The following is a 24639-nucleotide window of genomic DNA, read 5'->3' as shown; positions in this document are numbered from 1 at the left end:
TAAGGCTATGATCTACAAGGCTATCGTCTTTCTTCCACTGATCGGCTTCCTGATCGCCGGCCTGTTCGGCCGCTCGATCGGCGCCAAGGCTTCGGAATATGTCACCACCGGTCTGATGATCGTGGTCGCTATCCTGTCGTGGATCGTCTTCTTCACCGTGGCACTCGCCCATGGCGAGCCGGGCGAGGTGATCAAGGTCACCGTGCTGCGCTGGATCCAGTCCGGCGGCATCGACGTCGAATGGGCCTTCCGCATCGACACGCTGACGGCGGTGATGTTTGTCGTCGTCAACACGGTCTCGACGCTGGTGCATCTCTATTCGATCGGATACATGCACCACGATCCGCATCGTCCGCGTTTCTTCGCCTATCTGTCGCTCTTCACCTTCGCCATGCTGATGCTGGTGACCTCCGACAACCTGCTGCAGATGTTCTTCGGCTGGGAAGGCGTGGGTCTGGCGTCCTACCTGCTGATCGGCTTCTGGTTCAAGAAGCCGTCCGCTTCGGCCGCCGCAATGAAGGCCTTCATCGTCAACCGCGTCGGTGACTTCGGCTTCATTCTCGGCATTGGCGGCGTGTTCGTGCTGTTCGGCTCGATCAATTTCGAAACCATCTTCGCTGCCGCTGCGACCTATCTGCCGGCTGAAGGCGCGGCCTCCTCGGAAACCGTCATCAACCTGTTCGGTATGCATCTGGACAAGGCCAATGCAATGACGGGCGTCTGCCTGCTGCTCTTCATGGGCGCCATGGGTAAGTCGGCGCAGTTCCTGCTGCACACCTGGCTGCCGGACGCGATGGAAGGTCCGACCCCGGTTTCGGCCCTCATTCATGCCGCAACCATGGTCACGGCCGGCGTCTTCCTCGTCGCCCGCATGTCGCCGCTGTTCGAACTGTCGCATGATGCGCTCACCGTCGTGACGCTGATTGGTGCGATCACCGCCTTCTTCGCAGCAACCGTCGGCCTCGTGCAGAACGACATCAAGCGCGTCATCGCCTACTCGACCTGCTCGCAGCTCGGTTACATGTTCGTGGCGCTCGGCGTCGGCGCTTATGGCGCGGCCGTGTTCCACCTCTTCACGCACGCCTTCTTCAAGGCCCTGTTGTTCTTGTGCGCCGGTTCGGTCATCCATGCCGTCGATGGCGAGCAGGACATGCGTTACATGGGTGGCCTGCGCAAGCATATCCCCATTACCTTCTGGACCATGACCGTTGGCACGCTGGCGCTGACCGGCGTTGGTATTCCGGGCACGATGATCGGTTTTGCCGGCTTCTTCTCGAAGGACGTCATCATCGAATCCGCTTACGCGTCCCATTCGGTTCTGTCCGGCTTCGCCTTCACGCTGCTGGTTATCGCAGCGCTGTTCACCAGCTTCTATTCCTGGCGTCTGGCCTTCATGACCTTCTTCGGCAAGCCGCGCGCGTCCGCCGACGTCATGCACCATGTGCATGAATCGCCGATGGTCATGCTGATCCCGCTTTTCATCCTCACGGTTGGCGCGATCTTTGCCGGTGTTGCCTTCGAAGGTTATTTCTTCGGCCATGAATATGCCGAGTTCTGGAAGGGCGCTCTGTTCACGCTTCCGGAAAACGAGATCCTCGAGGAATTCCACCACGTGCCGCTGTGGGTGAAGTGGAGCCCGTTCTTCGCCATGGCCCTTGGTTTCGTGACCGCCTGGTACATGTATATCAAGTCGCCGGAGACGCCGAAGCGTCTGGCCGAGACCCATCGTGGCCTCTACCAGTTCCTTCTCAACAAGTGGTACTTCGACGAACTCTATGACTTCCTCTTCGTTCGTTCCGCAAAGGCGCTCGGTCGCTTCCTGTGGAAGAAGGGCGACGTCGCCGTCATCGACCACTATGGACCGAACGGCATTGCAGCGCGTGTGGTTGACGTGACCAACCGCATGGTCCGCCTGCAATCCGGTTACCTCTATCATTATGCCTTTGCGATGCTGATCGGCATCGCGGCGCTTGTCACCTGGATGATGCTCGGGAGTGCCCTCTGATGACCGATTGGCCTATTCTTTCAACGGTCACCTTTCTGCCGCTCGTCGGCGTGGTGCTCCTGCTGCTGACAAATGAGAACGGCCCTTATGGACGCCGCAACATTCTCAATGTCTCGCTGCTGACGACCGTTTTCACCTTCCTGGTGTCGCTGTTCATCTGGATCGGTTTCGACAATTCGAACCCCGGTTTCCAGATGGTGGAAAAACACGCTTGGTTCGGTAACATCGCCGCCTATCATCTTGGTGTCGACGGCGTTTCCATGCTGTTCGTCATCCTCACCACCTTCCTCATGCCCTTCTGCGTGCTGGCAAGCTGGGAATCGGTTGAAAAGCGCATCAAGGAATACATGATTGCCTTCCTGCTTCTGGAAGTCGTCATGATCGGCGTCTTCGTGGCGCTGGATACGGTTCTCTTCTACGTCTTCTTCGAAGCGACGCTGATCCCGATGTTCATCATCATCGGCGTCTGGGGCGGCAAGGATCGTGTCTACGCATCCTACAAGTTCTTCCTCTACACGCTGCTCGGCTCGGTTCTGACCATGCTCGCCATCATGGCCATGTACTGGCAGGCCGGCACGACCGACATGACGGAACTGTTGAAATACGGCTTCCCGGCGGGCATGCAGACCTGGCTCTGGCTCGCCTGTTTCGCCGCCTTCTCGGTGAAGATGCCGATGTGGCCGGTGCATACCTGGCTGCCGGATGCCCACGTTCAGGCGCCGACCGCCGGTTCCGTCATCCTTGCCGGCGTCATGCTGAAGCTCGGCGGTTACGGTTTCATCCGCTTCTCGCTGTCGATGTTCCCGCTGGCTTCGGATTATTTCGCTCCCTTCGTCTTCACGCTGTCGGTTCTCGCCATCATCTACACCTCGCTGGTGGCGATGATGCAGGACGACATCAAGAAGCTGATCGCCTATTCCTCCGTGGCCCACATGGGTTACGTGACCATGGGCATCTTCGCCGCCAACGTTCAGGGCGTGCAGGGCGCGATCTTCCAGATGCTGTCGCACGGTATCGTGTCGGGCGCGCTCTTCCTCTGCGTCGGCGTTGTCTATGATCGTCTTCATACCCGCGAAATCGCGGCCTATGGCGGCCTCGTCAACAACATGCCGAAATATGCCGTCGCCTTCATGATCTTCACCATGGCCAATGTCGGTCTGCCCGGCACCTCCGGCTTCATCGGTGAATTCCTGACGCTGGTCGGCGTATTCCGCGCCAACACGCTGGTCGCGCTGTTTGCGGCAACCGGCGTCATCCTCTCGGCCGCCTATGCGCTGTGGCTTTATCGCCGCGTGATTTTCGGTGCGCTCGAGAAGGAAAGCCTGAAGGCGATGCTCGATCTGTCCACCCGCGAAAAGGTCATCCTTTATCCGCTGGTTGCGTTGACGATCTTCTTCGGTGTCTATCCGGCACCGGTGTTCGATGCGACAGCCGCATCGGTCGATCTTCTGGTAAACAACTATTCGGCTGCATTGCAGGCGGCGCAAAATGTTGCGCTCTCTATGAATTGACGACAGGACCCGTTGGACATGACCGCTGAAATCCTTTTTGCCAGTCTGCACATTGCGACGCCCGAGCTGATCCTTGCGGTCGGCGCGCTGGCGCTGCTCATGATTGGCGTCTTCTCGGGCGACAAGTCGACAACGACGGTCACCGGCCTTGCCGTTGCCCTCCTGCTCGTCGTCGGTCTCTGGATCATCTTTGCCCCCGCCTCGGGTGTGGCCTTCGGCGGTGTCTATATCGCCGATGCCTTCGGCAACTTCATGAAGGTATTGGCGCTGATCGGCTCGATCACCGCCATGATCCTCGCCGTCGGTCAGGGCCGTTTAGAACCCATCGGCCGTTTCGAATATCCGGTGCTTCTGGTCCTCGCGACGCTTGGCATCCTGCTGATGATCTCGGCCAACAACCTGATCTCGCTCTACATGGCGCTGGAACTGCAGTCGCTGGCACTCTACGTCGTCTGCGCGATCAACCGTGAAAGCCTGCGCTCCACGGAAGCCGGCCTGAAGTATTTCGTTCTCGGTGCGCTCTCCTCCGGCATGCTGCTTTACGGCATGTCGCTGGTCTATGGTTTCACCGGCAATACCGGCTTTACCGAAATCGCCCAGGTTCTGGCGTCGGAAACCCGTTCGCTCGGTCTGGTTTTTGGTCTGGTCTTCGTTCTTGCCGGTCTGGCATTCAAGATTTCGGCCGTGCCGTTCCACATGTGGACGCCGGATGTTTATGAAGGCGCGCCGACCCCGGTAACGGCGTTCCTGTCGGCTGCACCGAAGATCGGCGCCATGGCTATCCTCGTTCGTATCGTCATCGAGGCGTTCCAGCCGGTCTTTGCTGACTGGCAGCAGATCGTCGTCTTTATCTCCATCGCCTCCATGCTGCTCGGTTCCTTCGCCGCCATCGGCCAGAAGAACATCAAGCGCCTGATGGCCTATTCCTCCATCGGCCACATGGGTTATGCGCTGGTTGGTCTTGCCGCCGGCACCGAGGCCGGTGTAGCCGGCGTCATTCTCTACATGACCGTTTATATGGTCATGACGCTTGGCACCTTCGCCTGCATTCTCTCCATGCGCCGCAAGGAAATCGGCAATGTCGAGACTGTCGAGGATCTTGCCGGCCTTTCGTCTTCCAACCCCTTCATGGCGGTTGTGCTGACGATCCTGATGTTCTCGCTTGCCGGCATTCCGCCGCTCGCCGGCTTCTTCGGCAAGTATTACGTCTTCCTCGCTGCCATCGAGGCGAAGCTTTATCCGCTCGCGGTTATCGGTGTGATCGGGTCGGTCGTTGGCGCCTATTATTATGTCCGCGTCGTCAAGGTCATGTGGTTCGATGAGGCCAAGGGCAGCTTCGAGCGTCCGGCGGGTGAGCTGAAGGTCGTTTATGCCCTTTCGGGTCTCTTCGTTCTTGCCTTCGTCGTCTTCGGCGGTGCGCTTGGCAATGCGGTCACGGCCGCAGCAAAGACGTTCTTTTGATCGATACGCCGCAGCATACGGGCCGGATGTCCATCGATGACTTCCGGCACGAGGCGATGGCGGAAACGCCATCGACCAACATAGAGTGTTTCGCCCGGGCGCGGGCGGGTGATGGCGGTAATCTCTGGATCACCGCCATCCGCCAGACCGGCGGTCGCGGTCGCCGCGGCCGGCCCTGGGTTTCCGAGCCCGGCAACCTCTACGCCTCGCTTCTTCTCATTGATCCCGCTCCGATGGATCGTATCGGCTCCCTGCCGCTTGCCTTTGCGCTGGCCGTCTATCGCGCCATCCGCGCGGTCCTGCCGGCAGGTGGTGCTCCGCTTGAAATCAAATGGCCAAACGACGTATTGATCGGTCGCCAGAAAACCTGCGGCATTTTGATGGAAGCGGAGCTTCTGCCGGATGGGCGGCGGGCAATCGTCATCGGCATCGGTATCAATATCGCCCATAAGCCGGACAATCCGCTTTATCCCGTCACAATGCTCTCCGAACACGGCGCTTCCTGTTCGCCCGACGAACTCTTCGCGCATCTTTTTCGCGAGACGGCGGATGTGCTGCGAGACTGGGACGAGGGCAGGGGTGTGGCCGGCGTCATGGCCGGCTGGCGGGCCGCTGCCTGCGGTATCGGCGAACATATCACCGTCAACTTTCCGGATCGCTCGATCGGCGGGCGTTTCGTCGGAATTGATGATAATGGTTATCTGCTGCTGGATGAGGATGAGGGCGCAAGGCGCTCCATCGCCGCCGGCGACGTATTTTTCGGATGAGGCGAACGGTGCGGTCCAGCAACCCGCGCCGAACCCTGTCCCACAGGTTGGAGCTTTCCTGCGGCTCATGAAAAGCAGGGTGGCAGACCGGCTCCGCATCGGCCCGGTCGATCAGATGGTTCAACAGGTCCGATGCTGAAAACCGGCGCGGGGCGGGGCATGATGCCGTCGTCCGTGCGCTTTTATGAATGGATAAAAACAACAATGGCTAAACAGGACGAACTGGTCTTCCTGCCGCTTGGCGGCGTCGGTGAAATCGGCATGAATCTGGCGCTTTACGGCTACGGTCCGGAAAGCAAGCGCCAATGGATCATGGTGGATTGCGGCGTGACCTTTGCCGGACCCGACCTGCCGGGCGTCGATCTGGTGCTGCCCGATATCAGCTATATCGCCGAGCAGAAGAAAAACCTCAAAGGCATCATCATCACCCACGCCCATGAGGATCATTACGGCGCGCTGAACGACCTGTGGCCGGGTCTCAACGTGCCGGTCTATGCCTCGGGCTTCACCGCCGGCATGCTGGAGGCGAAGCGTGCTTATGAGGGCACGCGCGCCGAAATTCCGGTCACGCCGTTCAAGGCGGGCGACCGCATCAATGTCGGTCCGTTTGAAATCGAGGCTGTCGGCGTCAATCACTCCATCCCGGAGCCAATGTCGCTGGTCATCCGCACGCCGCTCGGCAACGTCATCCACACCGGTGACTGGAAAATCGATGAGGCGCCCTCGCTCGGGCCGTTGACGGATGAGGCCCGCTTCCGCGCCATCGGTGAAGAGGGTGTGCTGGCGCTGATGTGCGACAGCACCAATTCGGTGCGCGATGGCGTATCGCCCTCCGAACACGAGGTTTCCGAAGGTCTGCGGCAGATCATCGAAAATGCCGAAGGCCGCGTCGCCGTCACCACCTTCTCCTCCAATGTCGGGCGCATCCGCTCGATTGCCCAGGCGGCGGAGGCGGCGGGCCGCGAGGTTCTGCTGCTCGGCTCGTCACTGAAGCGCGTCGTTCATGTCTCGCAGGATCTCGGTATCATGGAAGGCATCAAGCCATTCCTCGCCGAAGACGAATATGGCTACATCCCGCGCGACAAGGTGGTGCTGATCCTGACGGGTTCGCAGGGCGAACCGCGTGCCGCACTTGCCAAGTTGTCGCGTGACGAGATGCGCAATGTGGCGCTGGCTGCGGGAGACACGGTGGTGTTTTCCTCGCGCGCCATTCCCGGCAACGAAAAGGCCATCATCGATATCAAGAACGGCCTGATCGAGCAGGGCGTTCATATCGTCACAGACAACGAGGCTCTTGTTCACGTTTCCGGCCATCCGCGCCGCAATGAACTGCTGAAAATGTATGAATGGACAAAGCCGCAGATTGTCGTGCCCGTTCATGGCGAGGCGGCGCATCTGGTGGCGCAGAAGGAACTGGCGGAACAGGCCGGTATTTCGCAGGTGCCGAAGGTGCGCAACGGCAATATTCTGCGCCTTGCGCCGGGCCCGGCGGAAGTCATCGATGACGCGCCGCATGGCCGCGTCTTCAAGGATGGCAATCTCATCGGCGACATGGACGAGATGGGCATCAGCAATCGCCGCAAGCTCTCCTTTGCCGGCCACGTCTCCGTCAATGTCGTGCTGGACAGCCGTTACGATTTCCTCGGCGATCCGGATGTCGTGCCTTTCGGCCTGCCTGAATTCGATGATGAGGGCGAGGATATGGAGGACACGCTTTATGACGCCGTTCTCGGCGCCGTTGAGAGCATCCCCCGCGCGCGACGCAAGGATCTGGAACTGCTGCGCGAAGCGGTGCGCCGCGCCGTGCGCGCCGCCGCCAACCAGACCTGGGGCAAGAAGCCCATCGTAACGGTTTTTGTCACGAAGGTGTGAGGCAGGGATGCCGATCTTTGAATGATCGCGGCCGATGGGCGGCACAATGATCGTCGTCCATCATCCTGTGGGTTGAGAACGGGGGCTGCGCCGCAAGGCGCGGCCCTTTTTTAACGCGGCTTTTTACGCATCTTGCAGGGATTTGATTCCGCTTTACGGATGAATGCGTTACAAGCAACGCATTGCGCAGGAGGACGTCATGCCGCTTCTTTCGGTCTTCGCCGTTTATTTCATCGTCTGGTGGACAGTGCTTTTTATCGTACTGCCGATCGGGCTTCGCACCCAGGCGGAAGAGGGCGATGTGGCGCTCGGCACCGTGGCCAGTGCGCCCTCACGGTTTCGGGGCGGGCGCATCGTCCTGTGGACGACACTGATATCGGCGCTGATCTGTGGCGTCTGGTACGGCGGGTCCTGGTGGTTCGGCTTCAGTCTTGATGATCTGCCGAGAATTGTCCCCGTTTACGACTGAAGCATCGGAACTTAATCCCGCTGGGCCTTTGATTTGGGAAGCGTGGCTCCGTTGCGTTTACGACGTATCGAATGCATTCCGCCTCAAAACCGGGATGACTGAAAACAGGGCAGCATTGTCCCGGTCGCCGCAAGGTGCATCGACACTGTCATATGGATGTCATCTCCGTCGTGCACACAGCATAGGCGTTGTGAGCGGCTGATTCACCGTCACAATTGCCGGAATAACGGGCCGGGGCGCTGTTGTGTGTTTGAAGCAAAAAAAAACAAGGCCTTTCAGCCTTGTTTTCCAGGTTTCGCGTGATCTGTAACCGTTGCCGGGGCTGCGAACGAGCGCGCCTAAGATCTGATCCTCCCAAGACTGACCGCGAAAATGACAAGAATTTAAACTTCTTGCCTCTTTTGTAAGCTAAAGCTAGCTCAATCACCCCTGCTTGTCATCTCATTTTTTGCATATTTGTTACAGTCGGCAAAAAATTCCCTGTGGTGCAATTTGTCGCACCGGATCAAGAATAATATTCCGGCCAAAGCGTTTTGACGCGAATTAGCTATCGCGAAAATGCCACGAAATCGCCTTTAAGGCTCTTTTCATGGCGGGTTTTCTTCTTGGCGGGAAACGGCTATATCCGGCGCCAATATCCCTTTATTCGGGGCGATTCCCGCGCTTTTGCGCGCTGTCGCCCATATCAATGGAAGCCGTCATGCGTCTCAGCCGTTATTTCATGCCCATCCTGAAGGAAAACCCCAAGGAAGCCGAGATTGTCTCCCACCGCCTGATGCTGCGTGCGGGCATGATCCGGCAGCAATCGGCGGGCATCTATTCCTGGCTGCCGCTCGGCAAGCGCGTGCTGGACAAGGTGAACCGCATCATCCGCGAGGAGCAGGATCGCTCCGGCGCCATCGAGCTTCTGATGCCGACGCTGCAGACCGCCGAGCTCTGGCAGGAAAGCGGCCGTTATGACGATTACGGCAAGGAGATGCTGCGCATCAAGGACCGTCAGGACCGCCAGATGCTTTACGGTCCCACCAACGAGGAGATGATCACCGACATCTTCCGTTCCTATGTGAAGTCCTACAAGAACCTGCCGCTGAACCTTTATCACATCCAGCTGAAGTTCCGTGACGAGGTGCGTCCGCGCTTTGGCACGATGCGCTCGCGCGAGTTCCTGATGAAGGACGCCTATTCCTTCGACCTGACCAAGGAAGACGCGATCCATTCCTATAACAAGATGTTCGTCGCCTATCTGCGCACCTTCGAGCGCCTTGGTCTGCGCGCCATTCCCATGCGCGCCGATACCGGCCCGATCGGCGGCAACCACAGCCACGAATTCATCATTCTGGCCGATACCGGCGAATCCGAGGTTTTCTGCCACAAGAGCTTCCTCGACCGCGCCATTCCTGCCGAAAATACCGATTTCGACGACGTCGAAGCCCTTCAGGGCGTATTTAACGAGTGGACGGCCGACTACGCCGCCACCTCCGAAATGCATGATGAAGCCGCCTATGATGCCATTCCCGAAGGCGAACGCCTCTCGGCGCGCGGTATCGAAGTCGGTCACATCTTCTATTTCGGCACCAAATATTCCGAGCCGATGGGCGCGAAAGTGCAGGGCAAGGACGGCAAGGAACACCCTGTCCACATGGGTTCCTACGGCATCGGGCCGACACGCCTTGTTCCCGCCATCATTGAAGCATCGCATGACGAGAACGGAATCATCTGGCCGGCCTCGGTCGCGCCTTTTGATGTCGTCATCGTCAACATGAAGGCTGGTGACGAGGCCTGCGATGCGGCTTGCGAAAAGCTGTATTATCAGCTCTCCAACGCCGGCAAGGATGTTCTTTACGACGATACCGACGACCGTGCGGGCCAGAAGTTTGCGACCGCCGATCTGATCGGCGTGCCGCTGCAGATCATCGTCGGTCCGCGTTCGGTCGCGAATGGCGAGGTCGAGGTAAAGGATCGCAAGAGCGGCGAGCGGGAAACCGTCACGATCGAGGCGGCAATGAACAGGGTGCTTGGCTAAGCGCGGACGGGAAGACGGGAGCGGCTTCACCCGAAGCCCGCTTCGCTTCCAAAGCGCCGATGTCACGGAAATAGGGGCCGGTTTTCGGAAAAGACCGGCCTTGTGGTATGAGATCAGGGAGACGACATGGCAAAAGCCGAGGCTGAAAAGAGTGCGGCTCCTGCTGTCCGGGAAAAGACCGCACGGCCTTTTTCCGCTTTTGAACGTATGGTGGCCTGGCGTTATCTGCGGTCGCGACGCAAGGAAGCCTTCATTTCCGTCATCGCCGGGTTTTCCTTTGTCGGCATCATGCTGGGCGTTGCGACGCTCATCATCGTCATGGCTGTGATGAACGGTTTTCGCACGGAGCTGATCTCGCGCATTCTCGGCATCAACGGCCATATGATCGTGCAGCCGATCGACCAGCCCTTCAACAATTACGATGAGCTGGCGAAGAAGTTCGCCGCCGTTCCGGGTGTCACCATGGCCCTGCCGCTGGTGGAAGGCCAGACGCTCGCCTCCGGCCGTGGCGGCGCGGGCTCCGGCGCGCTGGTGCGCGGCGTGCGCCAGGAGGATATCGACAAGGTCAAGGAAGTCGCCAACAACATCAAGACCGGTGATCTCGTCGGCTTCATGGCGGGTGATGGCGTCCTTGTCGGCTCAAGGCTTGCCGCCCAGCTCGGCGTGACGGCGGGCGATGATATCACCCTCATTTCGCCGGAAGGCGACGTGACGCCGATGGGCGTCAATCCGCGCGTCAAATCCTACAAGATATCGGGCGTCTTCGAGATCGGCATGTCGGAATATGACGCCTCGATGATCTATATGCCGCTGTCCGAGGCCCAGCTCTATTTCAATGCCGACGGCATCGTGCAATCCATCGAGCTTTACGTCAGCCGTCCCGATGATGTCGACGGCATCCGGCCGCTGGTGGAACAGGCAGCCGGAAGGCAGATATATATCACCGACTGGAAACAGCGGAACCAGACCTTCTTCTCCGCCCTGCAGGTGGAAAGAAACGTGATGTTCATGATCCTCACCCTCATCGTTCTGGTGGCGGCGCTGAACATCATTTCCGGTCTCATCATGCTGGTGAAGGACAAGGGCAGCGACATCGCCATTCTGCGCACCATGGGCGCCAGTTCCGGCGCTGTCATGCGCATCTTCTTCATGACCGGGGCGGCCATCGGCATGGTCGGCACCTTTGCCGGCGTGGCGCTCGGCGTCATCGTCTGCCTTAACGTGGAATCCATCCGGCAGTTCTTCTCCTGGATATCAGGCACGGTGCTGTTCGATCCGCAGCTTTATTTCCTGAGCCAGCTGCCGGCCGAAATGGATATCAGCGAGACCATTACCGTTGTCATCATGGCGCTGACGCTTTCTTTCCTGGCAACGATCTTTCCGGCATGGCGGGCCTCCAGGCTCGATCCGGTGCAGGCCCTGCGTTACGAATAAGGACCGCTTCGCAATATGGCAAAAAAAACAGTGCTGCGGCTTACTGGCGTTGAGAGGACCTATGGTCAGGGCGAGACGTCGCTATCGATCCTGCGCAAGGCCGATTTTGAATTGAGGAGCGGCGAGATGGTGGCGCTTGTCGCCCCTTCCGGCACGGGTAAATCCACGCTCCTGCATCTGGCCGGGTTGCTGGAGCATCCCGATGCAGGCGAGATCTTCATCAATGGTGCGCCCTGTCAGGGGCTGCCGGACGAGACGCGCACCGCGATCCGTCGCAGCGATATCGGCTTTGTCTATCAGTTCCATCACCTCCTGCCGGAATTTTCCGCCGTGGAAAACGTGATGATGCCGCAGCTGATCGCCGGCCTTGCTCCGGCGGAGGCGCACAAGCGCGCCAGCGCGCTGCTCGACTACATGCGTGTCGGCCATCGTGGTGAACACCGTCCGGCCGAACTTTCCGGCGGTGAACAACAGCGTGTGGCCATTGCGCGTGCTGTCGCCAATGCGCCACTGCTGCTGCTTGCGGACGAGCCGACCGGCAACCTCGACCCCGAGACCGCGCATTATGTCTTCGACGCGCTGGAGGCGCTGGTGCGGCAATCCGGCCTTGCGGCACTGATCGCCACCCACAACCACGAACTCGCGGCCCGGATGGACCGACGCGTAACGCTCGCCGACGGCAAGATCGTCGATTTCTGATCGGCCGAACATTCCTCCGAATTGCCGTGCCGCCGCCAGCGCGGATAGCGTGCGCGGCCGGGATTCGCTCCGGTCCTGATCCGCAGGGTCGGCATCAGCTCTTTCATATCTGCATTTTTTGGCAACCCGGAGGTGTTTTTCCTCCGGGTTTTTTCGCTTTGGAGTCAGGGGCTTGCCGAAAATGTGAGCGGAACCGCGGCTGATTCTGCGGCGTTAGCAAGGGGAATATCAGCAAAACCCTGTTGACAATCGAACAAAATGAGAACAAAGTTGGAACATAACGAGTAAGGAGAGACCAATGACTGATTTCATCCGTGACGTTGCCGCTTTCGCCTCCATCGCTGTCTTTGTGGCCAGCTTTTCGGTGATCCTCACCGCCCTGTGAAGGAGATACCGGCGCAGAAGCCTGTATGGCCACCGCAAGGCTGTAGACTTTGAGCGCCGGAAATCGGAAAATCGCCCCCTCGATTCAGAATGACAGGATGACGATATGGGCGATACGGTTGTGCGTGCAGAGATCTCTGACAAAACGCTAAAGACGCCGGGTTTTGTTCATCTGCGGGTTCATTCCGCCTATTCCCTGCTTGAGGGGGCGTTGCCCCTCAAGAAAATCATGTCCAAGGCCGTCGCGGATGGCCAGCCGGCCATCGCCATTACCGATACCAACAACCTCTTCGTCGCGCTGGAATTTTCCGAAAAGGCGCGCGATGAGGGTCTGCAGCCGATCATCGGCTGCCAGCTGTCGATCGACATGCAGGATGCGGCGGAGGACCGCCGCAGCCACAACAGCCATCTTCAGAAACTTCCCGCCATCGTCCTTCTGGCCGCCGATGCCGAGGGTTATGAGCGGCTGGTGGATCTCGTCAGCCGCGCCTATCTGGAAGGCGAGGGCAGCGGCCATTCCGTGCATATTACCCGCGCATGGCTGGAGGAGGCCTCCAATGCCGGGCTGATCGCGCTCACGGGTGCTACCGGCGGTCCGGTCGATATGGCGCTGAAGGAAGGCCATGCCGCGCAGGCGAAAGAGCGGCTGCTGGCGCTGAAGTCGCTCTTCGGTGACAGGCTTTACATCGAGTTGCAGCGTCAGTCCGGTTATGACCGCTCCCATGAGCGGCGTCTGATCGGCCTTGCTTATGAACACGATATTCCCCTCGTTGCCACCAACGAGGCGTTTTTTCCTTCCAAGGCCGATTACGAGGCGCATGATGCGCTGATGGCGGTGGCGCACAACGCCATCGTTTCCGATGACAACCGGTTTCGCCTGACGCCGGATCATTATCTCAAAAGCCGCGAGGAGATGACGGCGCTTTTTGCCGACCTGCCCGAGGCGCTGGAAAATACCGTCGAGATTGCGCTGCGCTGTTCCTATGTGCTGAAGAAGCGCGGGCCGATCCTGCCGCGTTTCACCGGCGCCAGCGACGACCCGGAGGCGGCGGAACGCGCCGAAGCCGAGGAACTTCGCCGGCAGGCGGTGGAGGGGCTGGATCAGCGTCTCGCCGCACTTGGCATGGCGCCGGGTTATACGGAGCAGGAATATCGCGAGAGACTGGATTTCGAACTCGGCGTCATCTCGCGCATGAAATTCCCCGGCTATTTCCTCATCGTTGCCGACTTCATCAAATGGGCCAAGCAGCATGACATTCCGGTTGGCCCGGGCCGTGGTTCGGGTGCCGGCTCGCTCGTCGCTTATGCGCTGACGATCACCGACGTCGATCCGCTGCGTTTCTCGCTGCTGTTCGAACGCTTCCTCAATCCTGAACGCGTATCGATGCCCGACTTCGATATCGACTTCTGCCAGGATCGTCGTGAAGAGGTGATCCGCTATGTGCAGGCCAAATATGGCCGTGAGCAGGTGGCGCAGATCATCACCTTCGGTTCGCTGCAGGCGCGTGCGGCCTTGCGCGACGTCGGCCGCGTGCTGGAAATGCCCTATGGGCAGGTGGACAAGATCTGCAAGCTGGTGCCCAACAATCCGGCCAACCCGACGCCGCTGTCAAAAGCGATCGAGGAAGAGCCGCGCCTGCAGGAAGAGGCGGACAAGGAGCCGGTCGTCGCCCGCCTGCTGGATATCGCCCAGAAGATCGAAGGGCTTTACCGCCACGCTTCCACCCATGCCGCCGGTATCGTCATCGGTGACCGGCCGCTCTCCAAGCTGGTGCCGATGTATCGCGATCCGCGATCCGATATGCCGGTCACCCAGTTCAACATGAAGTGGGTCGAAAGCGCCGGTCTCGTCAAATTCGACTTCCTCGGTCTGAAGACGCTGACGGTGCTGAAGGTCGCCGTCGATTTTGTCGCCAAGCGCGGCATCACGGTCGATCTTGCCGCCATTCCGCTGGAAGACGCCAGGACCTACGAGATGTTGTCGCGCGGCGAAACCATCGGCGTGTTCCAGGTGGAAAGTGCCGGCATGCGCAAGGCGCTGATCGGCATGCGCCCCGACTGCATCGAGGACATCATCGCGCTGGTGGCGCTTTATCGTCCCGGCCCGATGGAGAACATCCCGGTCTATAATGCCCGCAAGCATGGCGAGGAGGAGCTGGAATCGATCCATCCGACCATCGACCATCTGCTCAAGGAAACGCAGGGTGTTATCGTCTATCAGGAACAGGTGATGCAGATCGCCCAGGTTCTGTCAGGTTATTCGCTCGGCGAAGCCGATCTTCTGCGCCGCGCCATGGGCAAGAAGATCAAGGAGGAGATGGACAAGCAGCGCGAGCGCTTTGTCGATGGCGCCATCGAGAACGGCGTCTCGAAGCCGCAGGCCAACACCATCTTCGACCTTCTCGCGAAATTCGCCAATTACGGCTTCAACAAGAGCCATGCCGCCGCCTACGCCATCGTGTCCTACCAGACCGCCTATATGAAGGCGCATTATCCGGTGGAGTTCCTGGCGGCCTCCATGACACTCGATATGGCCAACACGGAAAAGCTCAACGATTTCCGTCAGGATGCCGGCCGCCTTGGCATCGAGGTCGTCGCACCTTCGGTGCAGACCTCCTTCCGGCAATTCGAGACGGGCGAGAACCGCATCTATTATTCGCTGGCGGCCATCAAGGGCGTGGGCGAGGGTGCGGTGGAGCACATCGTTCAGGTACGCGACGGCAAGCCGTTCACGAGCCTTGAGGATTTCTGCCTGCGCATCGATCCCAAGCAGATCAACCGGCGTGTGCTGGAAAGCCTCATCAATGCCGGCGCTTTCGATTGCTTCGGCCGTGATCGCGCCGAACTGATCGGCGGGCTGGACCGCATCATCGGTTATGCCCAGATGGCGCAGAACAACCGCACCATCGGCCAGTCGGACATGTTCGGCTCGGGTGGCGGCAATGGTCCGGAGAAGCTGGTCCTTCCCGCCTTCCAGCCCTGGCTCGCCTCGGAAAAACTGCTGCGTGAATATCAGGTGCTCGGTTTTTACCTCACCGCCCATCCGCTCGATACCTATCGTCCCGTGCTGGAAAAACTGCGCGTGCAGAATTTCGCCGATTTTTCCGCCGCGGTGAAACAGGGCGCCACCGCTGGGCGTCTGGCCGGCACCGTCACCGGCAAGCAGGAACGCAAGACCCGCACCGGCAACAAGATGGGTATCGTCACCTTCTCGGACGCATCGGGCCAATACGAAGCGGTGCTGTTTTCCGAAGGGCTCGGCCAGTTTCGCGATCTGCTGGAGGTCGGCAAATCGCTTGTTATCACCGTGCAGGCCGAAGAGCGTCCGGAGGGCATCGGCCTGCGTATCCAGACGGCGCAGTCGCTGGAAGAAAAATCCGTGCAGATGCAGAAGGCGCTGCGCGTTTATGTGCGCGATTCCGGCCCGCTGAAAACCGTTGCCCGCCACCTCAACACCAGGGGCGACGGCTCTGTCTATTTCATCGTCATCAAGGATGAAGGCAGCCGCGAGATCGAGGTGGAGCTGACGGAGAAATACCGTATTTCACCCGAGATCGCCGCTGCCCTGCGGTCCGCGCCCGGTGTCGTGGATGTGGAACTGGTGTGAGGCGAAAGCCCTCACACGGGTCCTTCCTTCGTGACGGTGATGAAGTCGGTTCCGGTTCCCGTCTCCATCTGGTGACTGAGGTCGGAGATGGTGATCGAGCTGCCGGTTGAAAGCTCCTGCTCGATCCGGGTGCGTATCGCCGCCGGTATATCGAGACGGCTGAGCACGGCGCTCAACTGGTCGAAGCCGCCGGGTGCTTCGGTAACCGTAATGCCGAGGCGTTTGCGGGCGGCGGCCGGCAGGTGGTTTTCAAGCGTCACGCCGTTCCATTCGGCGGTTCCCGCGGTGCGATCCACGGCAACGGCCTCGAAGAAATGGGTTCCGAGCGCGATGTCGGGATCCCTGATGTCGATAGCCGCTTCAAACAGCGGTTTGAAATCCTGCCGCACCATGATCTGGCCATTTGGCGGATGATCTTCACCGGCGGATTCGTAGAGCGCTTTCACAAAGGCGTCGGTCAGAAGCGGCCCGGTCGTCTTCAACCCTTTCCAGCGCTTGAAACCGTTCGCGGCACTGATCGTCATTTCCCCGGCGTAACCATCCGCGGAGCCGGCGTCGAAGCCGAGCCGGGTCAGTACGGCCTGAACATCCATCACCTTTTCCCGCTCACCACGCCGGGTAATGAGAATGCGCAGGGGCGAGGGGGCCTTGGCCTTTGCCGCCGGTCTGACGGCCTGCGTTTTTTCATTGACGGCAACCTCGACTGCACCCAGTGCCGCATCGAAGGTCGCCGGGCGCAGCTCCACGTCCGAGAGAAGCAGCTTGCCGTCATCGGCATCGTCACGCGGGGAAAACAGCGCGGGATGTTGCACGAAGCGCAGCGAAACCGGGCGGTCGGTGATGATGACATGCACCCCGGCCCGCGTATCACCAAACAGTGACTTGGCGAATTTCGAGGGCAGGCGCACGCAGCCATGCGAGGCCGGATAGTTCGGCACCTTGCCTTCGTGCAGCGCGATGCCGGACCATGTCAGCCGCTGCATGAAGGGCATGGGGGCTGCCGAATAGATATTCGACTCGTGATATTTGCGTTTTTCCAGAATGGAGAAGATGCCGCTCGGTGTCTCATGCCCGGCCTTGCCGGTGGAGACTTTCGAGGTGGCGATGATCTCGCCGTTTTCATAAAGCGAGAGCGACTGGTCGCTTTTTGATACCAGAATTTGCAGGGCCCTGCCGTCGGCGGCGAGTGCCGGAAAGGCAAGAAAACTGGCCGACAGCATGCCGGCCGCAAGACGGAAGCGAAGGGACATGACGCAATACACCACATGCACAAAACTTCACTTACTCAATCATGCGAAGTTTAATGAAGTTTAAGGACTGCGCGGTCGCAACATCACTAATTTGTGTAAAATCTAAAATAAACACATCCGGCACCGGCAGACTGCCGACAGGCAGCCCGCGCCGATGGCGGCTACTATTTTCGTGAACCGAACGTATAGCCGGTCTCGACGCTGCCCTTGCCGAACCTGTCGCGCAGCTTGTCCATGGCCGCTTCCGCCGCCGCCCTCCGTCCCGCCTGCCTGTCGACGAGATCGGGCGGATCGGCAAGGCCCGCATCGCGCAGATCGCTGACACCAATGCCGAGCAGGCGGAATTTGGTGCCGTCGGTTTCCTTTTCCAGCAGCGAAAGGCCGGTGCGGAATATTCGGTCGGCAAGCTGGGTGGGGTCATCGAGCCTGCGATTGCGGGTGCGGAGCTTGAAGTCGGCGGTTTTCATCTTCAGCACCACCGTCTGGCCGGAAATACCGTTCTTCTTCAGCCGCCAGGCAACCTTTTCGGAGAGCGAGCGCAGGATCGGCACGAGATCCTCGTGGCGGGAAATATCGTTGAAGAAGGTGGTTTCGGACGATACGCTTTTGACCGGATCGTTATTGTGTACGTGCCGCTCGTCAATGCCGCGCGCAAGGCGGAAAAGGCGCTGCCCCATCACGCCGTAACGGCGCATCAGCTCGCCTTCCTCCATTTCCTGCAACTGCGCGATCATACGGATGCCGTCCGCCTCCAGCGTCGCCGCAAAGGCCTTGCCCACGCCCCAGATCGTCGTTACCGGGCGCGTTGCCAGAAAGGAAAGCGCTTCCGCCTCGCCGATCACCGAAAAGCCGCGCGGTTTCCTGAGGTCGGATGCGACCTTGGCCAGAAACTTGCAGTAGGAAAGCCCGGCCGATACGGTGACCCCCACTTCCTTTTCCACGCGTCTTGCGAATTTCGCCAATACGCGGGCCGGCGGATCGTGGTGGAGTTTCTCGGTTCCGGAAAGATCGAGAAAGGCTTCATCTATGGAAAGCGGCTGCACCAGCGGCGTCAGCTCCTGCATCATGGCACGGATTTCCCGCCCGACACGGCTGTATTTCTCCATGTCCGGCTTGATGACCACGGCATCCGGACAGGCTTCCAGCGCCTTGAACATCGGCATGGCGGAGCGCACGCCCTGAATACGGGCGATGTAGCAGGCCGTCGAAACCACTCCACGCTTGCCGCCGCCGACGATCACCGGCTTGTCGGCAAGTTCGGGATTGTCGCGTTTTTCAACCGAGGCGTAAAAGGCGTCGCAATCGATATGGGCGATGCTGAGACTGTAGAGCTCGTCATGATAGACAAGGCGCGGACTGCCGCAGGTACGGCAACGCCTTGATCCCGCTGGCTGACCGGCCAGACAGTCGCGGCAAAAACCGGGATCATAGGAGTGCGACGTGGACATGGGCCGAAAACAAAACCAGAACGTCGCCGACCATACTCCGGCTGCGGCGATGGCTCAAGGGGCGAGCCTGTCAATACACCCCTGAATCGAGTCCCGGGCCGGAAAAATGATGCCAGGCTGCGGCCACCGTTTCGGGCGATGTGTCGGTCGCGGCGCAAAATGCCATGAGGTCCGGTTCGTGGCTCATCAGGAAATCGGTGAGGCCGGCCAGAAAGCCGGGATCGTTGACGGCCTGGCGCAGCATATTGGCCTGCAATCCACTCAGCGCCAGAAAACGCGCCAGCATTTCCGGCTCGTTTGCAAGCCAGCCAAGTATGGCGGCCGCTGTTTCTTGCGGATCCTGACCGGCATTGCCTTTGTTTTTCGTATCGCGCAGCATTTCTTCCCCGAAGTTACCTATTTTGAAACCAAATCCCTCTAGCCTTGCGCAACAAATGGACGATGGAATCGGTTCTTAGGCAACTTATATGTCTGGATGATGGTTTCAAAGCGAAACGGGGACTGCCCACCATGCCCAAGCAGGTCATGATAGTCGAAGACAACGAGCTGAACATGAAGCTCTTTCGCGACCTGATCGAGGCGTCCGGTTATACGACGATCCAGACGCGCAACGGCATGGAAGCACTTGATCTTGCCCGCAAGCACCGCCCGGATCTCATTCTCATGGATATCCAGCTGCCGGAGGTTTCTGGGCTGGAGGTGACGAAGTGGCTGAAGGAGGATGACGAATTGCACGTCATTCCCGTCATCGCCGTCACGGCATTTGCCATGAAGGGTGACGAGGAGCGGATTCGTCAGGGCGGATGCGAGGCCTATGTGTCGAAGCCGATTTCCGTCCCGAAATTCATTGAAGTCATCAAGACCTATCTGGGCGATGCGTAAGGCGACTGAGGAACGGTTATGACGGCGAGAGTTCTGGTTGTTGACGACATTCCTGCCAATGTGAAGCTTCTCGAGGCCCGGCTTCTGGCTGAGTATTTCGATGTTGTCACCGCAGAGGATGGCTTCAGGGCGCTGGCGATCTGCGAAGAGGAGCAGGTCGATATCATCCTGCTCGACATCATGATGCCGGGCATGGACGGTTTCGAAGTCTGCGAAAGGCTGAAGGCCTCCCCGAAGACGGCGCATATTCCCGTGGTGATGGTCACCGCGCTCGATCAGCCGTCCGACCGTGTGCGCGGCCTCAAGGCCGGCGCGGATGACTTCCTGACCAAACCGGTCAACGACCTTCAGCTGATTGCCCGTGTCAAAAGTCTGGTGCGCCTCAAGGCCGTCAGTGACGAATTGCGGCTGCGCGCCGAAACCGCAAGGCAGATCGGTATAGAGGAGATGCTGCGCAGCGACGGTCTCATGCAGACGCCCGGCCGTGTTCTCGTCGCCGATGGCCGCACCAGCTCGCAGGAGCGTATCGTCCGTGCGTTGAAGCCGATTGCCGAGGTGGACGCGGTCACCGAGCCGCAGGCGGCGCTGCTGAAGGCCGCGGGCAATCCGTTCGAACTTGTCATCGTCAATTCCAATTTCGAGGATTACGATCCCCTGAGACTGTGTTCGCAGCTACGGTCGCTGGAACGCACCCGTTTCCTGCCGCTGCTTCTGGTGGCGGAGCAGGGGGCGGACGACATGGTGGCACGTGCGCTCGATCTTGGCGTCAATGATTATATTCTGCGCCCGATCGATCCCAACGAGCTTGTTGCCCGCTCGCTGACGCAGATCAGGCGCAAGCGTTACAACGAACATCTTCGGCTCAATCTGCAGCATACGATGGAGCTTGCGATTGTCGACGCGCTGACCGGCCTCAACAATCGCCGTTATCTCGACAATCACCTCAAGATATTGTTCGATCGCGCCGCCGTCCGTGGTCGCCCGATCTCCATCTGCATGACCGACATTGATCGCTTCAAGCTGGTCAACGATACCTATGGCCACGATGTCGGCGACGAGGTGCTGCGGGAATTTGCGGCGCGTATCCGCAGCACGGTACGTGGCGCCGATCTCGCATGCCGTTATGGCGGCGAGGAATTCGTGGTTGTGATGCCCGACACGCCGATGGAGCTTGCCGCAAGCGTCGCCGAACGCCTGAGGGCAATCGTTGAAGACAAGCCGTTCTACGTGCGCTCCATCGACCGCGAATTGAGCATTACGGCCTCGCTCGGTATCGCGACCAGCAGCGGCGCCTTCGGAACGCCGGACGAATTGCTGAAGCAGGCCGACAAGGCGCTCTACGAGGCCAAACACGCCGGGCGCAACCGGGTGGTGGCTGCGGCCGCCTGAAGGCGGCCATGGACGCCTGGCGCGAAAAGCCGGGCGGGCCTTGCCGGGGATACTTGTCATCCAAGGGACGAAAAGCCGCTCGGGGCACTTAAGTGCCTGACCTTGCCCGTATTTTAACTTTTTGCAATGAATGGGCGAAGTTGGGTAGGGTTAATACAGTTCAAGTTGAAAAATATATTGAATTCAATCCCGCTGGAAACTATAGTGTGCCAGCGTTGTATATTTAACCATGTTTTCCGGGTTATGTATCGCTGGCTTAAGAATTTGTTGATTTTTATTTTACTTCTGCGCACACTCATTATCGAGAATAACAGTTCTTCCGGCGGTTTTTCCGTCTCGTGATGATGGAATGATGGCGGCTCGCGCCGCTGCTTTTTCGCTCGTCAGGGGCTGGTATTGCGTAGTTCGAATGCCCCATGATGCTCAGGTCCGCCGCATCTCCTGAATCGTGGGGTCGGTCGGCTGACGATGTCCGAATCGGTTCCTCGTGCCGTAGTCACATCGTCGGCCGACCGCCTTCTCCCGACAAAAATGTCTGACCGGGAAGCCGGTTTGCTGCGTCAGTTCCGTTATGGCGGTTTGGCGCCGTTTGCGGTTTTCCTGCCGGGAGGGAGGGGACGCGCTAGGCGCGGGGAACAAGGCGCAGATGCCTTGGCGGGTCCGAAATACCTGTGGGCTACCCGCTGTATTCCTTCATCGCGCATTCTCGGGCTATCGGAGCGCAATATATGAAGGCCGGCGGCATCTCCCCTGGAAAAGCCTGAAGACCCGCACAAACAAAAAACGCGCCCGTTGGGCGCGCTTTTGCCGGAGACCCGATCAAGAAGATTACTTGATCTTGGTTTCCTTGAATTCAACGTGCTTGCGTACAACCGGGTCGTACTTCGTCTTCGTCATCTTGTCCGTGAACGTGCGGCTGTTCTTGGTGGTGACGTAGAAGGTACCGGTGTCGGCTGTCGACAGCAGCTTGATCTTGATTGTTGTAGCTTTCGCCATGGTCGTCCTGCCTTTAAACAAAAGAGAAGCCGCAGGCGCTTCTCACCTCGGCTAAATCTGGCGCGAAACTACGTATCGCGCCTGAAAAGTCAAGTCTGTTTTGCCCGGAAAACAAAACGGAACCCATAAAGCACCACGTAAAGCCCGAAAAATACGGCAAGCGCCCAGGCGAAACCGTCGGTGCCTGCAACATCCATGGAAATGCCGACCGCCTGTGGCCCTGCAATCGTCCCCATGGCGTAACAGAAGATGAAGGCGGCATTGGCAGCCACCAGATCGGCGCCTTTCAGGCGTGAGCCGAGGTGGGTGAGGCCGACGGTATACATGCCGGAGACGAGGCCGCCCCAGAACAGCAGCAGCGCCGCCACCAGAAGCCAGCTCTCCACCAGGACCGGCAGCGCAAGCGTGCCGCAAACGCCCGCAAAGGCCATCAGGGCGAGCAGGGTGCGCCGATCCTTCATCCGGTCGGAAAGCAGACCGATCGGTATCTGGAAGACCATGTTGCCGATTCCCATCACGGTCAGCAGCAGCGCCGCCTGCGATTCGTTGAAACCCTCGCGGGTGGCGTAGATGGGAAAGAGCGACAGGCCGCCCGCCTGCACGGAACCGAACACGAAGGCCGCGGCCGACGCCATCGGCACCAGCCAGACGTAACGGACGAAATGGTGGTTGGGCCGCTCGTCCAGCTCCGGGCTTTCGCCGCGCGCCATGAAGATCGGGATGGCCGCCAGAAGGATGATCGCGGCTCCGACGAGGAAGGGCAGGATGCCTTCGCTGCCGACGACGGAGAACAACAGGGGCCCGACAGCGAAGCCGACCGCCAGTCCCGTGGCGTAGATGCCGAGAACCATGCCGCGTTTCTTCGGCGGCGCGGTCATGTTGATCCAGTATTCGGAAAGGATGAACAGCGTGGTTGTGGCGCCATGGAAAACGATTCTGAGGGGGAACCACATCCAGAAGGCCTCGGCGAAATAAAAGCCGAGCGCGCTCACCGCGGAAATCACGACCGCCAGCAGCATGGTCCGGGCAACCCCGAAATCATGGGCGATCTTGCTGGCGACCGGGGCGGCCATCATGGCCGCGATGCCGGCCATCGCCGAATTCACCCCGATCATGGTGGAGGAGATGCCACGCTTTTCAAGAATGATCGACAGGAGCGGCAGCCCGAGACCGATGGCGACGCCGACCGCGCTGATGGCGGATATGGCGGCGATCAGTGAGGGCCAGTGAATGGCGTCCGCTTCGCATTTCGTTTGTGACATGACGGCCTTTATACAAAGTCTCGAATGAATCGGCCGTGGCGCATGACATAGAGCCGCGCGGGGCTTTCAAAGGGCAATGACGGATCACCTATCATGAGTTTTGTGACATCTTCGAGAACCGTGCGGGTGATTTTCGGCATGTTCAGACCGGAAAGGTCTGTTATGTCAAGCCATTGCACGTCATGCAGCTCTTCGGAATCCCGACTTAGCCGGGTATCCAGCCGCAATTCGTCGGCATAACAGCAAAAGAATCGCGTGTCGTAGCGCCTGATATTGCCGGGCGGGGTGATGGCGCGCGCCACATAGCGAAAACGCGAAAGGTCGGCGCCGCCCGTCCCGAGCCCCATGTCCATGCCGGTTTCCTCTACGAGTTCACGCGCGGCGGCAAGTGCCAGCGCCCGGGCGCCGGCCGCGCTCATGCGGCGCGAAGCCGATGTGGTCAGGCTTTGCAGCACGGCGGGATGAAGATCACCCGAAAAGGGCAGGGCGTGGTCGCGCGGATCGCGCTTGCCACCCGGAAACACGTAAGCGCCCGGCATGAACACATGGGCATTGCTACGCTGACCCATCAGGACACGGATGGCAGGGCCGGAGCGGTCAAACAGGATAAGGGAGGCGGCATCGCGCGGCCGCAGGCGCGGGCTTGCCACGGCGGCGCTCTCGGGAAGCTGGGTCACGCGCACGTTGCCCTGCCTGCCGTCAGTGCGAGGAACCGTCTATCTGCACTTTTTGCTGTTTATCATCGAAGCCATGCATGCGCAGCGCCCATTGCAGGCCGATGACGCCACCCTTGATCGGTTGCAGCGTCAAGAGCGCGGCCAGAATGGTGATTGGTACCCAGATGGCGAAATGCACCCACATGGGAACGGAAAACACCATGTCCGTCATCATGAAGCCGCCAACGGCGATATGGCCGATAATGACGATGGAAATATAAGGCGGCAGGTCATCGGAACGGTGGTGATGCATTTCGGCACCGCAGGCGGCACAGTTGTCCACCGGCTTCAGAAAGGCGCGAAACAGGCGTCCGCCGCCACAGGCGGGGCAACGGTTCGCCATGCCCCGCATGATCGAGCGCCCAAGCGGCCGCTCCGCGCTGTTGTCGCCGAAGGTGACTGTTTCCGAGCCCTGATGTGCACTCATCCTTAAGTCCTTCTCCCGTTCGTTCAACCGCCTGAAG

At 59.6% G+C, this 24639-nt stretch carries 19 protein-coding genes; 12 read left to right on the top strand and 7 right to left on the bottom strand.

Annotated features, from left to right (window positions below):
* The first annotated feature begins 7 nt into the window (after positions 1 to 7).
* The 10 genes from nuoL (at position 8) to dnaE (ending at position 16232) form a co-directional block, all read left to right on the top strand.
* Entirely contained in the window at positions 8 to 2005 is a 1998-nt protein-coding gene (nuoL, locus tag N434_RS19020; protein WP_065115441.1) for an NADH-quinone oxidoreductase subunit L, read from the top strand.
* A complete protein-coding gene (locus N434_RS19015) occupies positions 2005 to 3516 on the top strand; it encodes an NADH-quinone oxidoreductase subunit M (RefSeq protein WP_110759874.1) in 1512 nt (503 codons plus the stop codon). The genes nuoL and N434_RS19015 overlap by 1 nt, the downstream gene beginning before the upstream one ends.
* An 18-nt stretch (positions 3517 to 3534) precedes the next feature.
* Positions 3535 to 4977 carry an NADH-quinone oxidoreductase subunit NuoN gene (gene nuoN / locus N434_RS19010; protein ID WP_110759873.1) on the top strand — a complete coding sequence of 481 codons (1443 nt, stop codon included), beginning with the start codon at positions 3535 to 3537 and terminating at the stop codon, positions 4975 to 4977.
* Positions 4978 to 5003: 26 nt separating this feature from the next.
* Positions 5004 to 5744: a biotin--[acetyl-CoA-carboxylase] ligase gene (locus tag N434_RS19005; RefSeq protein WP_181424016.1), complete on the top strand. Its 741-nt coding sequence runs from the start codon at positions 5004 to 5006 to the stop codon at positions 5742 to 5744.
* A 204-nt stretch (positions 5745 to 5948) separates the two neighbouring features.
* Positions 5949 to 7616, top strand: coding sequence for a ribonuclease J (locus N434_RS19000; RefSeq protein WP_065116190.1), 1668 nt, complete (start codon positions 5949 to 5951; stop codon positions 7614 to 7616).
* A 163-nt stretch (positions 7617 to 7779) separates the two neighbouring features.
* On the top strand, positions 7780 to 8085 hold the full coding sequence (locus N434_RS18995; protein WP_065115443.1) for a DUF1467 family protein: 306 nt from the start codon (positions 7780 to 7782) through the stop codon (positions 8083 to 8085).
* A 700-nt stretch (positions 8086 to 8785) separates the two neighbouring features.
* The gene (proS, locus tag N434_RS18985; protein WP_065116191.1) at positions 8786 to 10108 is read left to right on the top strand and encodes a proline--tRNA ligase; all 1323 of its coding nucleotides are present in this window, start codon (positions 8786 to 8788) and stop codon (positions 10106 to 10108) included.
* Between the two features lie 126 nt (positions 10109 to 10234).
* Positions 10235 to 11542 (top strand): lipoprotein-releasing ABC transporter permease subunit, encoded by a 1308-nt coding sequence (locus N434_RS18980; protein ID WP_110759871.1) that lies wholly within the window; start codon positions 10235 to 10237, stop codon positions 11540 to 11542.
* A 15-nt stretch (positions 11543 to 11557) separates the two neighbouring features.
* The gene (locus N434_RS18975; protein WP_065115445.1) at positions 11558 to 12241 is read left to right on the top strand and encodes an ABC transporter ATP-binding protein; all 684 of its coding nucleotides are present in this window, start codon (positions 11558 to 11560) and stop codon (positions 12239 to 12241) included.
* A 490-nt stretch (positions 12242 to 12731) separates the two neighbouring features.
* Complete coding sequence (dnaE, locus tag N434_RS18965) at positions 12732 to 16232, top strand: DNA polymerase III subunit alpha (protein ID WP_065115446.1); 3501 nt, start codon at positions 12732 to 12734, stop codon at positions 16230 to 16232.
* 11 nt (positions 16233 to 16243) lie between these two features.
* On the opposite strand, the gene N434_RS18960 is transcribed toward dnaE, so the two are convergent.
* The 3 genes from N434_RS18960 to N434_RS18950 all read right to left on the bottom strand — a co-directional run bounded on the left by N434_RS18960 (position 16244) and on the right by N434_RS18950 (position 19309).
* Positions 16244 to 17482: a L,D-transpeptidase family protein gene (locus tag N434_RS18960; RefSeq protein WP_065115447.1), complete on the bottom strand. Its 1239-nt coding sequence runs from the start codon at positions 17480 to 17482 to the stop codon at positions 16244 to 16246.
* Positions 17483 to 17646: 164 nt separating this feature from the next.
* Positions 17647 to 18930, bottom strand: a complete 1284-nt coding sequence (locus tag N434_RS18955; protein ID WP_110759869.1) for a DNA polymerase IV — start codon at positions 18928 to 18930, stop codon at positions 17647 to 17649.
* 70 nt (positions 18931 to 19000) lie between these two features.
* Positions 19001 to 19309, bottom strand: coding sequence for a DUF3572 domain-containing protein (locus N434_RS18950; protein WP_003521499.1), 309 nt, complete (start codon positions 19307 to 19309; stop codon positions 19001 to 19003).
* Positions 19310 to 19440: 131 nt separating this feature from the next.
* Here N434_RS18950 and N434_RS18945 point away from each other — a divergent pair, with 131 nt between their 5' ends.
* Positions 19441 to 19812, top strand: a complete 372-nt coding sequence (locus N434_RS18945) for a response regulator (protein ID WP_003521498.1) — start codon at positions 19441 to 19443, stop codon at positions 19810 to 19812.
* Positions 19813 to 19830: 18 nt separating this feature from the next.
* Complete coding sequence (locus N434_RS18940; RefSeq protein ID WP_110759868.1) at positions 19831 to 21201, top strand: PleD family two-component system response regulator; 1371 nt, start codon at positions 19831 to 19833, stop codon at positions 21199 to 21201.
* Positions 21202 to 22029: 828 nt separating this feature from the next.
* Here N434_RS18940 and rpmG read toward each other — a convergent pair.
* The 4 genes from rpmG to N434_RS18920 form a co-directional block, all read right to left on the bottom strand.
* Entirely contained in the window at positions 22030 to 22197 is a 168-nt protein-coding gene (rpmG, locus tag N434_RS18935) for a 50S ribosomal protein L33 (protein ID WP_003496403.1), read from the bottom strand.
* Between the two features lie 89 nt (positions 22198 to 22286).
* The gene (locus N434_RS18930; RefSeq protein ID WP_065115450.1) at positions 22287 to 23459 is read right to left on the bottom strand and encodes an MFS transporter; all 1173 of its coding nucleotides are present in this window, start codon (positions 23457 to 23459) and stop codon (positions 22287 to 22289) included.
* 8 nt (positions 23460 to 23467) lie between these two features.
* Entirely contained in the window at positions 23468 to 24094 is a 627-nt protein-coding gene (locus N434_RS18925) for an NUDIX domain-containing protein (protein ID WP_110759896.1), read from the bottom strand.
* 64 nt (positions 24095 to 24158) lie between these two features.
* Positions 24159 to 24602, bottom strand: coding sequence for a DUF983 domain-containing protein (locus N434_RS18920; protein WP_065115451.1), 444 nt, complete (start codon positions 24600 to 24602; stop codon positions 24159 to 24161).
* Positions 24603 to 24639: the final 37 nt, after the last annotated feature.

Origin of the sequence: Rhizobium sp. UGM030330-04, assembly GCF_003208455.1 — a bacterium.
In the GTDB taxonomy this organism is placed as follows: Bacteria; Pseudomonadota; Alphaproteobacteria; order Rhizobiales; family Rhizobiaceae; genus Agrobacterium; species Agrobacterium rhizogenes_A.
The sequence above is the reverse complement of the archived record's forward strand: the minus strand, read 5'-3'. Positions and strand labels throughout refer to the sequence as shown.

Bases quoted from the DNA above. Each gene is read 5' to 3' on its own strand.
- nuoL (WP_065115441.1), top strand. From the start codon at position 8: ATGATCTACAAGGCTATCGTCTTTCTTCCACTGATCGGCTTCCTGATC.
- N434_RS19015 (WP_110759874.1), top strand. From the start codon at position 2,005: ATGACCGATTGGCCTATTCTTTCAACGGTCACCTTTCTGCCGCTCGTC.
- nuoN (WP_110759873.1), top strand. From the start codon at position 3,535: ATGACCGCTGAAATCCTTTTTGCCAGTCTGCACATTGCGACGCCCGAG.
- N434_RS19005 (WP_181424016.1), top strand. From the start codon at position 5,004: ATGTCCATCGATGACTTCCGGCACGAGGCGATGGCGGAAACGCCATCG.
- N434_RS19000 (WP_065116190.1), top strand. From the start codon at position 5,949: ATGGCTAAACAGGACGAACTGGTCTTCCTGCCGCTTGGCGGCGTCGGT.
- N434_RS18995 (WP_065115443.1), top strand. From the start codon at position 7,780: ATGCGTTACAAGCAACGCATTGCGCAGGAGGACGTCATGCCGCTTCTT.
- proS (WP_065116191.1), top strand. From the start codon at position 8,786: ATGCGTCTCAGCCGTTATTTCATGCCCATCCTGAAGGAAAACCCCAAG.
- N434_RS18980 (WP_110759871.1), top strand. From the start codon at position 10,235: ATGGCAAAAGCCGAGGCTGAAAAGAGTGCGGCTCCTGCTGTCCGGGAA.
- N434_RS18975 (WP_065115445.1), top strand. From the start codon at position 11,558: ATGGCAAAAAAAACAGTGCTGCGGCTTACTGGCGTTGAGAGGACCTAT.
- dnaE (WP_065115446.1), top strand. From the start codon at position 12,732: ATGGGCGATACGGTTGTGCGTGCAGAGATCTCTGACAAAACGCTAAAG.
- N434_RS18960 (WP_065115447.1), bottom strand. From the start codon at position 17,482: ATGTCCCTTCGCTTCCGTCTTGCGGCCGGCATGCTGTCGGCCAGTTTT.
- N434_RS18955 (WP_110759869.1), bottom strand. From the start codon at position 18,930: ATGTCCACGTCGCACTCCTATGATCCCGGTTTTTGCCGCGACTGTCTG.
- N434_RS18950 (WP_003521499.1), bottom strand. From the start codon at position 19,309: ATGCTGCGCGATACGAAAAACAAAGGCAATGCCGGTCAGGATCCGCAA.
- N434_RS18945 (WP_003521498.1), top strand. From the start codon at position 19,441: ATGCCCAAGCAGGTCATGATAGTCGAAGACAACGAGCTGAACATGAAG.
- N434_RS18940 (WP_110759868.1), top strand. From the start codon at position 19,831: ATGACGGCGAGAGTTCTGGTTGTTGACGACATTCCTGCCAATGTGAAG.
- rpmG (WP_003496403.1), bottom strand. From the start codon at position 22,197: ATGGCGAAAGCTACAACAATCAAGATCAAGCTGCTGTCGACAGCCGAC.
- N434_RS18930 (WP_065115450.1), bottom strand. From the start codon at position 23,459: ATGTCACAAACGAAATGCGAAGCGGACGCCATTCACTGGCCCTCACTG.
- N434_RS18920 (WP_065115451.1), bottom strand. From the start codon at position 24,602: ATGAGTGCACATCAGGGCTCGGAAACAGTCACCTTCGGCGACAACAGC.